We start from the raw sequence: 13,559 nt of genomic DNA, 5'->3' as shown, positions 1-13,559 counted from the left end.
CATTGTCCCGCTCCATGAAACCATTGCAACGCGCCATGTCGAAAATCCGGAAGTTCACCCAGTTCTCGTTCCGGGACCTGGTCGCCGCGACCGGTCCCACTATCCTCATCATCGCCGCCCTGTGCCTGCTGGCCTATGTGCTGGTCGATCCCACCCCGCCGCGCCACGTCACGCTGGCCACGGGTCAGGAAAACAGCGCCTATGAAGAGCTGGGCAAGAAATACGCGGCCGCGCTGGGCCGGCATGGCATCAAGGTGACACTGGTGCGCTCGCTCGGTTCGCAGGAAAATCTGCAGCGCCTGCAGGAGGGGAAGGTCGATATCGCCTTTGTCCAGAGCGGATCGAGTGATGGACGGGGCGGCGCCGACCCCCGGCTGCAGGACCTGGTGTCGCTGGGCAGCCTGTTCACCGAGCCGGTCTGGCTGTTCCTGCGCGAGCCGGTCAAGGCAGCGCAGATCAAGGACCTCAAGGGCTTGAAAATCAATGTGGGGCCGGAAGGCACCGGTGTGCCGCAGCTGTTTCGCAAGATTCTGGACCTGAACGGAATTGAGCCCGATGAGGTCACCCTTGGCGCGCTCGAAAACACCCCGGGCACGATGGCCCTGCTCGACGGCAGCATCGACGGACTGGTGTTTTCGTCGGGACCGGAGGCGCTGATGGTGCAGATGCTGCTGCAAACGCCCGGCATCCGCCTGTTCAACTTTGACCAGGCTGAAGCCTATGCACGGCGCCTGCCATTCCTGTCGCACGTGGTCCTGCCGCGCGGGATCGTCGATGTGGGACGCGACTTGCCGGCCCAGGATTACCACCTCATCGCGCCCACCGCCACGCTGGTGGCGCGCGAGCAGCTCCATCCGGCCCTGGTGGACCTGTTCGTACAGGCGGCTACCGACATCCACGGCGGCACCGGCTGGTTCCAGCAGCAGGGCCAGTTCCCGACCGAGCGGTATACCGAAATTCCCGTGTCGCGCGACGCCGCCAAGTTCTACAAGGATGGACCGCCGCTGCTGCAGCGCTACATGAGCTTTTGGATGGCCAATTTCCTCGACCGCATGTGGGTTGTGGTGGTGGCGCTGGCGGCGTTGCTGCTGCCCCTGTCAAAGGTGGTGCCGCCCTTGTACGTGTGGCGCATCCGCTCGCGCGTCTACCGCTGGTATGGCCAGCTGCGCACGGTGGAGCAGGAACTGGAGGCGGCGCAGGCGGCCGGCCATCCGGAGCTGGCCAAGGGACTGCTTCAGCGCCTCGACGAGATCGAGGAACTGGTCAACCAGATTTCCATTCCGCTGGCCTTTGCCGACGGCCTGTACGGCCTGCGCAGCCACATCAACTTCGTGCGCCAGCGGGTCAAGGGCGTGCTGGCGGCCGGTGACGCTGCGGCCGCTGCGAAAGACGCCGCGCCGGCCTGATCAGGCCCCATTCCAGGGCAAGCCTGCATGGCACCAGCCGCCCACGCTCTTGCGATGGCCCAGCTGGTCCTTGTCCCCTTCGAACCCTTCCAGGATATCGTAGCTGTTGGCATAGCCATGCTCGGTGGCCAGGGTGGCCGCGTGGCGCGAGCGCACGCCGGAGCGGCACAGGAACAGCAGCACGTCATCCTTCCCGGCCACACTTTCAAGCTGGCGCATGAAGTCGGCGTTGGGGACATTGCCGGGATAGGTAAACCATTGCACCGCGCCGTGCTGCGCCTCGGGCAGGCAGACGCGCCCGACCCAGTCGCGCTCGGCATTGGTGCGCACGTCGATCAGCTTGACGCGCCGGTCTTGCTGGACCAGCGTGAATGCTTCCTGCGGCGTGACCGCACCGGCATAGGCGCCGGCCGCACGCTGCCTGGCGGCGTCCAGAATGTGTTCAATGTTGCTCATGTCAGGCTCCGTGGTGATTGTGAAACGTCTGCGCGCACCATCCGGATGCGTTTTCGCCATTTTCGTGCATTCTGCATCAAAAGAGTGCATTCTCTTATTTCCGCACCATGACAGTGCACCTGTTGATATCGCGAAAGATCGATATCAAATCAGGAATACTGGAGTTTAGGGTCAATTGCGGGCAGGTTCAACGATCAAGTGGCTATAAGGGCATGCTTTTTTGGCTGGCATGCTTTCTGCTATCATCCCCCTTGAGTTTTGTCGCACGTCGGCAAGCCCCCCATTTCAATTAGGAGAGTAACGCATGGCAATGACCGCCGCAGAAGTCTTGAAAATGGCAAAAGACAACGAAGTCAAGTTCGTTGATTTCCGCTTCGCCGACACCCGTGGTAAAGAACAGCACGTGACCGTGCCGATTTCCCACTTCGACCTGGACAAGTTCGAGTCGGGCCATGCGTTTGACGGTTCCTCGATCGCCGGCTGGAAGGGCATTGAAGCATCGGACATGATCCTGATGCCAGACCCGAACACCGCCAATATCGACCCGTTCATGGAAGAGACCACGCTGTTCATGCAGTGCGACGTCATCGAGCCTTCCGACGGCAAGGGCTACGACCGCGATCCGCGCTCGATCGCCAAGCGCGCCGAAGCCTACCTCAAGTCGACCGGCATTGGCGACACCGCCTTCTTCGGTCCTGAGCCGGAATTCTTCATTTTCGATTCCGTGCGCTGGAAGATCGACATGTCTGGCTGCTTCGTCAAGATCGATTCGGACGAATCGTCCTGGGCCACCGACAAGAAGATCGAAGGCGGCAACAGCGGCCACCGTCCAACCGTCAAGGGCGGCTACTTCCCGGTGCCACCGGTCGACTCGTTCCAGGACATGCGTTCGGAAATGTGCCTGATCCTCGAAGCGATGGGCATCCCGGTTGAAGTGCACCACCACGAAGTGGCCGGCGCCGGCCAGAACGAAATCGGCACCAAGTTCTCGACCCTGGTCGAACGCGCCGACTGGACCCAGAACATGAAGTACGTGATCTGGAACGTGGCCCACAGCTACGGCAAGACCGCCACCTTCATGCCCAAGCCTATCGTTGGCGACAACGGTTCGGGCATGCACGTGCACCAGTCGATCTGGAAAGACGGCAAGAACCTGTTCGCCGGCGACGGCTATGCCGGCCTGTCGGAAGATGCACTGTTCTACATCGGCGGCATCATCAAGCATGCGCGCGCCCTGAACGCCATCACCAACCCGGGCACCAACTCGTACAAGCGCCTGGTGCCCGGCTTTGAAGCACCGGTCAAGCTGGCCTACTCGGCACGCAACCGCTCCGCCTCGATCCGTATTCCGCACGTGGCCAATCCAAAGGGCCGCCGTATCGAAACCCGTTTCCCGGACCCGCTGGCCAATGTGTACCTGTGCTTCGCCGCGCTGCTGATGGCTGGCCTCGATGGCATCGCCAACAAGATCCACCCGGGCGAGGCAGCGTCGAAAGACCTGTACCACCTGCCGCCGGAAGAAGACGCGCTGATCCCGACGGTGTGCGCCTCGCTGGAAGAAGCACTCGATGCACTCAACAAGGACCGCGAATTCCTGACCCGCGGCGGCGTGTTCAGCGACAGCATGATCGATGCCTACATTGAACTGAAGATGCAGGACGTACAACGCATGCGCATGACCACCCATCCGGCCGAATTCGACATGTACTATTCGCTGTAAGGGACAAGGTGATTGCCAATGCGTTAGCACCTGATATCGGGCTGCTATCGTAAGTGTAAGCACCGTGTAAAAAACGCGGGGAAAGCAACGGCTTTCCCCGCGTTTTGCATTGGATGTTGTATATTCGGGTTGAACTTACTTTCTGCACGGACAAACCGTGATGCATGCCATGGAGACCACACTGACTAGCCCATCTGCTTCGCGACCGTCCGCTGCGCGCCTGTTGGCCATCGTGGCCGCATTCGGCCTGGCCCTGGCGCAGCTGCCGGCCCAGGCCCAGATCTACCTGTGCGTCGACGCCAGCGGCACGCGCGAACTGACCGACCGGTACAAGCCGGGCTGCAAGTCGCTCGACATCGCCAGCAGCATTCCCGCGCCGTCGGGCGGCGCGCGCCGTGCTTCGGCGCCGCCACGCGCGGCCGCGCCGGCGGCCACGCCGTCCGACTTCCCGCGCGTGGACACGTCGCAGCAAAGGGCGCGCGACAATGACCGGCGCGAGATCCTGCTGGAAGAAATGCGCGCCGAAGAAAAGCGCCTCCAGGATCTCAAGACCGAATTCAAGGGCGGCGAGCCAGACCGTCTTGGCAGCGAGCGCAATTACGCCAAGTACCTGGAACGGGTGGCCAACCTGCGCGAGGCCATCGGCCGCTCGGAAAAGAACATCGAGGCGCTGCAGCGCGAAATCGCGGCCATCAAATGAACGACACCGCGCCGCTTGACCTGGCGCAGGTGGCGGGGCTGGACCTGCTGGCCTCGAGCGTGCTGCTGCTGGGGGCCGATGGCTTGATCCTGTATGCCAATGCGGCGGCCGAGAACCTGCTGGAAGTATCGAGCCGCGCACTGCTGCGCCAGCCGCTGGCAAGCGTGTTTGCCAATTCCCACGAACTTGACAGCCTGTGCACCCAGGCGCTGGCCCACCAGTATGCGGACCTGCGCCAGGACCTGACGCTGGAACGCAATGGCAAGGCGCCGCTGCATGTGCACAGCATCGTCTCGGCCACCGGTGACGGCCAGGACATCGGTTTGGTGATCGAACTGCGCGAGAACGTGCAGCAGTTGAAGCTCGATCGCGAAGAGCGCATCCTCGACCAGAGCCAGGTCAACAAGGAACTGGTGCGCAACCTGGCCCACGAAATCAAGAACCCGCTGGGCGGCATCCGCGGCGCGGCCCAGCTGCTCGAACTGGAACTGCCGCCGCTGCACCTGACGGCGCTGCGTGAATACACCCAGGTCATCATCAAGGAAGCGGACCGGCTGCAGACCCTGGTGGACCGCCTGCTGGCGCCGCACCGCCGGCCGCACATTGTCGGCGACGTCAATATCCATGAAGTGTGCGAGCGCGTGCGCAGCCTGATGCTGGCCGAGTTCCCCAGCGGGCTGACCATCCGGCGCGATTACGACGCCTCGATTCCCGAATTCAGGGGCGACAAGGAGCAGCTGATCCAGACCGTGCTCAATATCGCGCACAACGCCGCCCAGGCCCTGTGCGAACGCATCGCCGCCGGTGACGCCGAGATCATTTTCCGCACCCGCGTGGCGCGCCAGGTGACGCTGGCCAAGGTGCGCTACGGGCTGGCATTAGACTTGCATATCATTGACAATGGACCTGGCATTTCGCCCCAGATCCGCGACCGCATTTTCTACCCGCTGGTATCGGGCCGGGATGGCGGCAGCGGCCTGGGGCTGACACTGGCGCAAACCTTCGTGCAGCAGCACATGGGTGTGATCGAGTGCGAAAGCCGGCCCGGACTGACCGATTTCAGGATCCTGCTGCCGCTGCCGTGATGCGAGGCGCGCGGGCAGGGTCCAGGATCGCAGTCCGTGTACATCGTCATTCACCAAGAAAAGCACGCATACATGAAACCAATCTGGATAGTCGATGACGACGCCTCGATCCGCTGGGTGCTGGAAAAAGCCCTGGCGCGCGAGAACCTGGCCACCCGCAGCTTTTCCAATGTGCGCGACGTCATGACGGCGCTCGAGGGCGAAACCCCGCAAGTGCTGGTGTCGGACATCCGCATGCCCGGCGAATCGGGGCTCGACCTGCTGCAGACCGTCAAGAGCGCCCACCCCGGCCTGCCGGTCATCATCATCACCGCCTTTTCCGACCTTGATTCGGCCGTGGCCGCGTTCCAGGGCGGCGCCTTTGAATACCTGGCCAAGCCGTTTGACATCGACAAGGCGGTGGAACTGATCCGGCGCGCACTGGAAGAGAGCCTGCGCGAAACCAGTGTCGAATCCGGTCCCGCGGACACCCCCGAAATCCTGGGCCAGGCGCCGGCCATGCAGGAAGTGTTTCGCGCCATCGGGCGCCTTTCGCAGTCCAACGTCACGGTCCTGATCACGGGTGAGTCGGGCACCGGCAAGGAGCTGGTGGCGCGCGCGCTGCACAAGCACAGTCCGCGCAACCAGCAGCCCTTCATCGCGCTCAATACGGCAGCCATCCCCAAGGACCTGCTGGAGTCCGAATTGTTCGGCCATGAGCGCGGCGCGTTCACCGGGGCCCAGACCACGCGCCGCGGGCGCTTCGAGCAGGCTGAAAACGGCACCCTGTTTCTGGACGAGATCGGGGACATGCCGTTCGACCTGCAGACACGCCTGCTGCGGGTGCTGTCGGACGGCCACTTCTACCGTGTGGGCGGGCACCAGCCCATGAAGGCCAATGTGCGCGTCATCACGGCCACCCACCAGAACCTGGAGCAGCGCGTGCGCGACGGCCTGTTTCGGGAAGACCTGTTCCATCGCCTGAACGTGATACGCCTGCGCCTGCCCAGTTTGCGGGAGCGGCGCGAAGACATCCCCATCCTGGTGCGCCACTTCCTGGTGCAGAGCGCGCGCCAGCTGGGCGTGGAGACCAAGCGCATGAGCGAGGCTGCCATGCAGTTCCTGGCCAGCCTGGATTTGCCGGGCAACGTACGCCAGCTGGAAAACCTGTGCAACTGGATCACCGTGATGGCGCCGGGCCAGACGGTGGAAGTGAAGGACATGCCGTTCGAACTGACCCAGGGGCAGGAAGGCGCGGCAGCGGCGCCGGAGGCGGCGCCGCTGCCGGCCGGGCCCGGGGTGCCGGCACCGCGGCGCGTGGCGGGGGAGGGCGCCGAAGGCTGGGTGGGGCTGCTGGAACTGCAGGCAGCGGGCATGCTGGCCCTTGGCCAGTCGGACATCATGGACACGCTGGGGCGCCAGTTCGAGTCGGCGCTGATCAAGACAGCGCTCAAGCACACGCACGGGCGCAAGAACGACGCGGCCGTGCGGCTGGGGATAGGGCGCAATACCATCACGCGCAAGATCGCTGAACTGGGGATTGATGGCGCCAAGGACGAGTAGAACTGCGCCTGCTGGTGTAAGCTTGCGCCTGCACTGGTGCGGGCAACTGCGCGTGCACCGATGCTTCCCGCCAGCTTTACACCACGGACCCCTATGTTGATCAACTGCGTCGCCTACCAGGAAGGCAAAAAACTGTCGGACATTACGGTCGAAGCCATCAGCGATTACCTCGCCATGCCGGGGACCTTTGTCTGGGTCGCCCTGCGCGAGCCGGAGCCGGACGAACTGGCCGTGATGAAGGAAGAATTCGACCTGCACGAACTGGCGGTGGAAGACGCCATGCGTGGCAATCAGCGGCCCAAGATTGAAGAATATGGCGAGTCGCTGTTTGTCGTCATTCATTCGGTGGAGCTGGCCGGCGACGAGCTGAATGTGGGCGAAGTCGATATTTTCGTGGCCGAGAACTATGTGCTCTCATCGCGCAACAACGTCAACCGCGGCTTTCTGGGCGTGCGTGCGCGCGCCGAACGCGAGCCGCACCTGTTGGGCAAGGGATCGTCGTTCGTGCTGTACGCGCTGATGGACGCCGTCGTCGACCGCTATTTTCCGGTGGTCGACATGCTGGAATCGGAGCTGGAGAAAATCGAGGACCGCATCTTCATCAAAGGTTCACAGCGGGCCAACATCGAGCGCCTGTATGAACTCAAGCGCAAGGTGCTGGTGCTGCGCCATGCCGTCGCGCCCATGCTCGACGCGGTGGGCAAGCTGCATGGCGGACGGGTGCCCGCCTTCTGCTTCGACACCCAGGAATATTTTCGCGATGTGCAAGATCACCTGTACCGCATCAGTTCTTCGCTCGATACGATCCGCGAAACCATCTCCACGGCGATCCAGGTCAACCTGTCGATGGTGGCCATTGACGAAGGAGAAGTGAACAAGCGGCTGGCGGCGTGGGCGGCGATTTTCGCCGTGTTCACGGCGTTCGCGGGCGTGTGGGGCATGAACTTTGAATTCATGCCCGAGCTGAAATCGCGCTGGGGCTACCCGCTGGCGATCAGCTTCATGTTTGGGCTGTGCGGCTACCTGTATTACCGGTTCAGGAAATCTGGCTGGTTGTAGCGCCGCTGCGCTGCGGAAAATACTTTCCCTATACCAGGGTCAGACCACTTAAAAGGGGAAAAATCAATTTCCTTATGCCAGGGTCAGACCACTTAAAACGCAAAATTGCAACAATCCATTCAATGTTGGCAATTGCGGAGCAGTGGCCGGTAAAAAGTCGGTGCCGCTCCGCCTATTGCAAAGAAAATTCAACCCAATCCAAATGCCTCATGGCGCGTCGGAAGTGACCATATGCAAGGCGAATAAAAATGTGTTTAATAGATTCAACATCGCAATTTCCCATACTAAATCATTGTTGAATTAGGCATAAATACGGGTGTCTGTAATCGGAAACCGTTGCTTTTGGCTCGATTTAGTGGTCTGACCCTGGCGTGAGGCAATTGATTTTTAAGCGTTTAAGTGGTCTGACCCTGGTGGAAGGAAATGTTCGGGGGAAACGTTATGTCGCGCGGCCTGCCAGTGACAGCGCGACCGCTTCGGCAACCTTGATGCCGTCCACGGCCGCCGACAGGATGCCGCCAGCGTAGCCGGCACCTTCACCGGCCGGGAACAGGCCGCGCGTATTGAGGCTCTGGAGGTCCGCGTCATTGCGCTTGATGCGGATCGGCGAAGAGGTCCGCGTTTCCACGCCCGTCAACAGCGCGTCTTCCTGGTAGTAACCCTTGATCTGCTTGTCGAACGCTGGGAAGGCTTCACGCAGCGCAGCAATCGCGTACTCTGGCAGCGCGCCCGCCAGATCCGTCAGGTGCACCGCCGGCTTGAGCGAAGGAATCACGCTGCCCAGCGCGCGCGAGGCGCGGCCCTTGACGAAGTCGCCCATCAGCTGCCCGGGCGCGTCGTAGGTGCTGCCGCCGAGCACAAAAGCGCCTTCTTCCAGCCGTCGTTGCAGGGCAATGCCGGCCAGCGGGTGACCCGGATAGTCCTGCTCAGGGGTAATGCCCACCACGATGGCGCTGTTGGCATTGCGCTCGTTGCGCGAATATTGGCTCATGCCATTGGTGACCACCCGCCCCGGCTCCGATGCGGCCGATACCACCGTGCCACCCGGACACATGCAAAAGCTGTACACGGACCGGCCACTGCTGGCATGGTGGACCAGCTTGTAGTCGGCCGCGCCCAGGATCTTGTTGCCGGCGTTGGGGCCGAAGCGGCACACGTCAATCAGCGACTGCGGATGCTCAACCCGGAATCCGATCGAAAATGGCTTGGCTTCCACGTAGACGCCCCGCGCGTGCAGCATTTCGAAGGTGTCGCGCGCACTGTGGCCAATGGCCATGACGACGTGACGGCTGGCGATGTGTTCGCCGCTCTCGAGCATCACGCCCCGGATCTGGCGCGCACTGCCGCTGCCTTCCACGTCGATGTCGACCACCTTGCTGGAAAAACGGTATTCGCCACCCAGGGCGATGATGTTCTCGCGCATCTGTTCCACCATTTTGACCAGGCGGAACGTGCCAATGTGCGGCTTGCTCACGTACATGATTTCTTCCGGCGCGCCTGCCTTGACGAATTCGGTCAGCACCTTGCGTCCGTAATGCTTGGGGTCCTTGATCTGGCTGTAGAGCTTGCCGTCGGAAAAGGTGCCGGCGCCCCCTTCGCCAAACTGCACATTCGACTCGGGATTGAGTTCGCGCTTGCGCCAGAAGCCGAAGGTGTCGACCGTGCGTTCCCGTACGACCTTGCCGCGCTCGAGGATCAGGGGCCGCAGGCCCATCTGGGCCAGGATGAGCGCCACGAACAGGCCGCAGGGACCGGTGCCGATCACGATCGGGCGCTCGTTGCGGTCGTGCCCTTGTGGTTGCTGGCCGCCGGCGACGAACTTGTAGCTGGTATCAGGCGAGGGCATCACATTCGTGTCGCCGTGTCCAACGGCCTGCAGCGCCAAGGCTTCATTGCTCACCATGACGTCGACAGAATAAATCAGCACGATGGCGTTTTTTTTGCGCGCATCGTAACTGCGTTTAAACACTGTGAAGTCAATCAATTCGGCGTCGGCGATGTGGAGGCGGGCCAGGATGGCTTCCTTGAGAGCCGACGGCGGATGATCAAGGGGAAGCTTGATCTGGTTAATTCTCAGCATAGGGTTGATTTCGAAAAGGGTGTACTGGGCAGGGCCGATCCATGCAGGTCGGCCATTTTACCGTGTCGGGGGTACGAGGGGAATATGCAGGTGGATACAGGCGGGTCGTGCACGAACGCCAAACCCAACACGACGCACCGCACTGCGCCTTATATGTATCTTTACCTGCCTTTTGATACAGATTGCGGCCCGAGTGTTGTTTCTTTGCGTAATAAAATTATGACAGGTTTGACATATATAGAAGCCGTATGGTTCCATGTGCAACTTGAATATTATTTATTTCGTAGACAATATTCGACGCAAACACCCACGAGGTGGCTTTTCGTAATCCCTGTGTGGATGTGAGAGACACGGAGATTGTACAAGGTAACTTTACCCAAGCAGATCTACCGAAACGCATAATTAAATTAGGAAAACACATGTTGAGAAAAACCGTTTTAGTCCGCGCCCTGGCCATTGCTTTCAGCGCGGGTGCACTGGGTGCGGCCGTTACCCCGGCTGCAATGGCGCAATCGAACGCGACCGGCACCATTTTCGGCAAGGTCGCCCCTGGCGCCGATGTCCGGATCGTGATTGAAAACAATCAGATCGGCATCCGCCGTACCATCACCCCGGACGCCCAGGGCCGGTTCCAGGCCACGTCGCTGCCTACGGGCACCTACACAGTCAAGCAGATGAAAGGCGAAGCCGTCGTCGCGACGTCGGAAGTCGACGCCCGTCTCGGTCAAGGCAGTGAAGCTGTCTTCGTCAGTACCGATAGTGGTGTTCAACGCGTGGAAATTTCTGCCGTCCGCCGGACCATTGATGTGTCGAGCACCAACAATGGTGCTTCCTTCAACGCCCGTCAGCTGGCAGCGCTGCCAATTGGCCGCAACGTTGAGTCGATTATCCAGTTGGCACCGAACACCACCCGCGCCGACTCGCGCTTCTCGGGCGGTGCTTCCTTCGGTGGCGGCGCCGCTTCAGAGAACTCGTACTATATCAACGGTTTTCCGGTCGTCAATCCACTGACCGGACTGGGTGCCTCGCAGCTGCCGTTCGGCGCGATCCAGGAAGCGCAGGTCCTTACCGGCGGCTTCGGCGCCGAGTTCGGCCGTTCGGTCGGCGGCGTGGTCAACATCATTACCAAGAGCGGCACCAACACCTGGGAAGCCGGCGCCAACGTGACCTGGGCACCAAGGTCGTGGCGCGCAGATCCTATCGATTTCTACTACGCCAAGACGGGTGCGCCTTCCAACGCGACCACCGACGGCACCTTGCGTCTGGCGCGTGCTGAAAACACGCTCGAGACCAAGACCTATGGCGCTTACGTGGGCGGTCCGATCATCCAGGACAAGCTGTTCTTCTTCCTCGCTGGTGAGGCCATTAAAACCGACGAAGGCCTGGTAAATGGCTTCCGCGTCGGCACCTCGAATGCCCGCAACGGCTGGCGCGATCGCCAGACCGATATTAAGCGCTACATGGGTAAGCTGGACTGGAACATTGCCGAAAACCACCGTCTGGAATTTACCGCGTTAGGTGATACGCCGGAAGTGTCCAACCAGGACAGCGGCTTTGACTACGACACGCGCAAGCGCGTCGGCACTGTCACTTCGTCGGCCGTGCGTACCAACGTGGACAACAACGGCGGCGACGTCCTGATGCTCAAGTACACCGGCAATCTGACCGACGACCTGACCTTCACGGCCCTGACCGGCCGCAGTGAAGCGAAACACGAGAATGAGTTTACCGGCTACAACCCGAACCTGTTCTCGACCGTCTCGACCCCTGCCGATGCACCGGTGCCAGTGGCCAATCCGCAGGCGCTGACCGGCAACATCCTGGCGCCTGGTTCGAAAGACATTGTCAAGTCGAATCGTCTGGACCTGGAATACAAGTGGAACAACCACACGATCCGCGCAGGCGTCGACCAGAACAAGGTCACCTCGCTTAACGCCGGTGAATTCAAGGCCGGTGGGGGCACCTGGGCGTACTTCCGCACCGATACCCCGAATGCGCCGATCGACGCCACAGGCGGTACCATCCCTGCGCCTGCCAGCGGCGGCGGTTATGGCACCGATGGCTACTACGTATCCAAGCGCTTGTTCTCGACCGTGACCACCTCGTATGGCGAGCAAAGCGCGTTCTACATCGAGGACAAGTATCAGATCACCAAGGATGTCCTGATCACGGCCGGTATCCGCCGCGAAGGCTTCAAAAACCAGAATGACAGCAAGACCACGTTCCTGGACATGAAGGCCCAGATCAACCCGCGCCTGGCCGTGGCATGGGATGTGAACGGCGATTCGAGCTTCAAGGTATTCGGTACTGCCGGCCGTTACTCGGTGCCGATCCCGACCCACATCGCGGTGCGCGGCGCTGGCCGTTCGACCTACACCGATCAGTACTACACCTACACCGGCATCGACGCCAATGGCGCTCCGACCGGCCTGACACAGTTGACCGAACCGCTGAGCGGCAACAACGAGTTTGGCCAGGACAAGGTAGTGGCGACCCTGGCGGCGCTGGACATGAAGCCGTCGTATCAGGATGAATTGACGATCGGTTTTGAAAAGGCTTTCTCGCCTAACCTGAACTTCGGCGCCAAAGCAACCCATCGCCAGCTCAAGTCAACCATCGACGACTTCTGCGATGTGCGTCCATTCGAAGACTTTGCCGACCGCAATGGCATCACTTCGTACTTGAGCAATCCGTTGTGGGGCAACACCTGTCAGACCTTTAACCCAGGCCGTGACAACACGTTCTATGTTGACTTCGCCGGCACCGGTACCAACTTGACCAAGGTGTTCCTGACTGCTCAAGAGCAGGGCTTCGAAAAACCAGTGCGCAAGTACACCGCTGTCGACCTGTTCGCCGAGCATCCGTTCCGCAACGGCTGGTATGGTAAGGTGAATTACACCTGGTCGAAGAACATCGGTAATACCGAAGGCCAGGTCCGCTCTGACAATGGGCAGGCTGACGTTGCCGTGACGTCCGTGTGGGATTACCCTGAGCTGATGGTTGGCGCCTATGGTCGCCTGCCAAATGATCGCAAGCATCAGTTGAAGGCTTATGGCTTCTACGAGGTGACCAAGCAGATCATGGTCGGCGGTAACTTGTTGGTCGCTTCGGGCCGTCCGCGCAGCTGCATCGGTTCGGCGCCAGCCCCTGGCGATTCGCCAAACTACTCGAACCAGAGCTTCTACTGCTACGGCGCTGACCGCACCCAGAACGTGCTCACCCCGCGTGGCACTGTCGGCAACCTGCCAACGGATATGCGCCTGGACTTGAACGTTGCTTATCGTCCAGAAATGGTCAAAGGCTTGATGCTCAAGCTCGACGTGTTCAATGTAACGAACCGTCAGACCATCCAGAACGTGACAGAGGCGTACAACACCGGCACCCGCGTCAACAGCATCTACGAGACGCCACTGAGCGCCACCGCGCCGCGTTCGGCGCGTCTGCAGCTGAGCTACGACCGCAAGTTCTGATCGTGCTCCATGCCTGCTTGCCGCAAGGCTTGCAGGCGTGC

At 61.1% G+C, this 13,559-nt stretch carries 9 protein-coding genes; 7 read left to right on the top strand and 2 right to left on the bottom strand.

What is annotated here, in order from left to right:
- Positions 1-35: 35 nt before the first annotated feature.
- On the top strand, positions 36-1,406 hold the full coding sequence (locus KY495_RS03265) for a TAXI family TRAP transporter solute-binding subunit (RefSeq protein ID WP_219884058.1): 1,371 nt from the start codon (positions 36-38) through the stop codon (positions 1,404-1,406).
- On the opposite strand, the gene KY495_RS03260 is transcribed toward KY495_RS03265, so the two are convergent.
- On the bottom strand, positions 1,407-1,862 hold the full coding sequence (locus KY495_RS03260; RefSeq protein WP_219882332.1) for a rhodanese-like domain-containing protein: 456 nt from the start codon (positions 1,860-1,862) through the stop codon (positions 1,407-1,409).
- 304 nt (positions 1,863-2,166) lie between these two features.
- Between KY495_RS03260 and glnA the strand changes: the two genes are divergently transcribed.
- The 5 genes from glnA to corA all read left to right on the top strand — a co-directional run bounded on the left by glnA (position 2,167) and on the right by corA (position 7,968).
- The gene (gene glnA / locus KY495_RS03255; protein ID WP_219882331.1) at positions 2,167-3,582 is read left to right on the top strand and encodes a type I glutamate--ammonia ligase; all 1,416 of its coding nucleotides are present in this window, start codon (positions 2,167-2,169) and stop codon (positions 3,580-3,582) included.
- Between the two features lie 169 nt (positions 3,583-3,751).
- A complete protein-coding gene (locus KY495_RS03250) occupies positions 3,752-4,282 on the top strand; it encodes a DUF4124 domain-containing protein (protein ID WP_219882330.1) in 531 nt (176 codons plus the stop codon).
- Positions 4,279-5,367: a nitrogen regulation protein NR(II) gene (gene glnL / locus KY495_RS03245; protein ID WP_219882329.1), complete on the top strand. Its 1,089-nt coding sequence runs from the start codon at positions 4,279-4,281 to the stop codon at positions 5,365-5,367. Before KY495_RS03250 ends, glnL begins: the two co-directional genes overlap by 4 nt.
- Before the next feature lie 72 nt (positions 5,368-5,439).
- A complete protein-coding gene (ntrC, locus tag KY495_RS03240; protein WP_219882328.1) occupies positions 5,440-6,909 on the top strand; it encodes a nitrogen regulation protein NR(I) in 1,470 nt (489 codons plus the stop codon).
- A 93-nt stretch (positions 6,910-7,002) separates the two neighbouring features.
- Positions 7,003-7,968: a magnesium/cobalt transporter CorA gene (corA, locus tag KY495_RS03235; RefSeq protein ID WP_219882327.1), complete on the top strand. Its 966-nt coding sequence runs from the start codon at positions 7,003-7,005 to the stop codon at positions 7,966-7,968.
- Positions 7,969-8,407: 439 nt separating this feature from the next.
- Here the strand turns inward: corA and KY495_RS03230 are convergent, their stop codons facing one another.
- Positions 8,408-10,048, bottom strand: coding sequence for an NAD(P)/FAD-dependent oxidoreductase (locus KY495_RS03230; protein WP_219882326.1), 1,641 nt, complete (start codon positions 10,046-10,048; stop codon positions 8,408-8,410).
- Between the two features lie 419 nt (positions 10,049-10,467).
- On the opposite strand from KY495_RS03230, the gene KY495_RS03225 reads away from it, so the two are divergent.
- Positions 10,468-13,518, top strand: a complete 3,051-nt coding sequence (locus KY495_RS03225) for a TonB-dependent receptor (protein WP_219882325.1) — start codon at positions 10,468-10,470, stop codon at positions 13,516-13,518.
- Positions 13,519-13,559: the final 41 nt, after the last annotated feature.

It is taken from the genome of Massilia sp. PAMC28688 (genome assembly GCF_019443445.1).
Lineage (GTDB): Bacteria > Pseudomonadota > Gammaproteobacteria > Burkholderiales > Burkholderiaceae_D > Telluria_A.
The sequence above is the reverse complement of the archived record's forward strand: the minus strand, read 5'-3'. Positions and strand labels throughout refer to the sequence as shown.

What these genes read in the sequence shown, in the direction of transcription:
- KY495_RS03265 (WP_219884058.1), top strand. Translation starts at nt 36, where the DNA reads ATGTCGAAAATCCGGAAGTTCACCCAGTTCTCGTTCCGGGACCTGGTC.
- KY495_RS03260 (WP_219882332.1), bottom strand. Translation starts at nt 1,862, where the DNA reads ATGAGCAACATTGAACACATTCTGGACGCCGCCAGGCAGCGTGCGGCC.
- glnA (WP_219882331.1), top strand. Translation starts at nt 2,167, where the DNA reads ATGGCAATGACCGCCGCAGAAGTCTTGAAAATGGCAAAAGACAACGAA.
- KY495_RS03250 (WP_219882330.1), top strand. Translation starts at nt 3,752, where the DNA reads ATGGAGACCACACTGACTAGCCCATCTGCTTCGCGACCGTCCGCTGCG.
- glnL (WP_219882329.1), top strand. Translation starts at nt 4,279, where the DNA reads ATGAACGACACCGCGCCGCTTGACCTGGCGCAGGTGGCGGGGCTGGAC.
- ntrC (WP_219882328.1), top strand. Translation starts at nt 5,440, where the DNA reads ATGAAACCAATCTGGATAGTCGATGACGACGCCTCGATCCGCTGGGTG.
- corA (WP_219882327.1), top strand. Translation starts at nt 7,003, where the DNA reads ATGTTGATCAACTGCGTCGCCTACCAGGAAGGCAAAAAACTGTCGGAC.
- KY495_RS03230 (WP_219882326.1), bottom strand. Translation starts at nt 10,048, where the DNA reads ATGCTGAGAATTAACCAGATCAAGCTTCCCCTTGATCATCCGCCGTCG.
- KY495_RS03225 (WP_219882325.1), top strand. Translation starts at nt 10,468, where the DNA reads ATGTTGAGAAAAACCGTTTTAGTCCGCGCCCTGGCCATTGCTTTCAGC.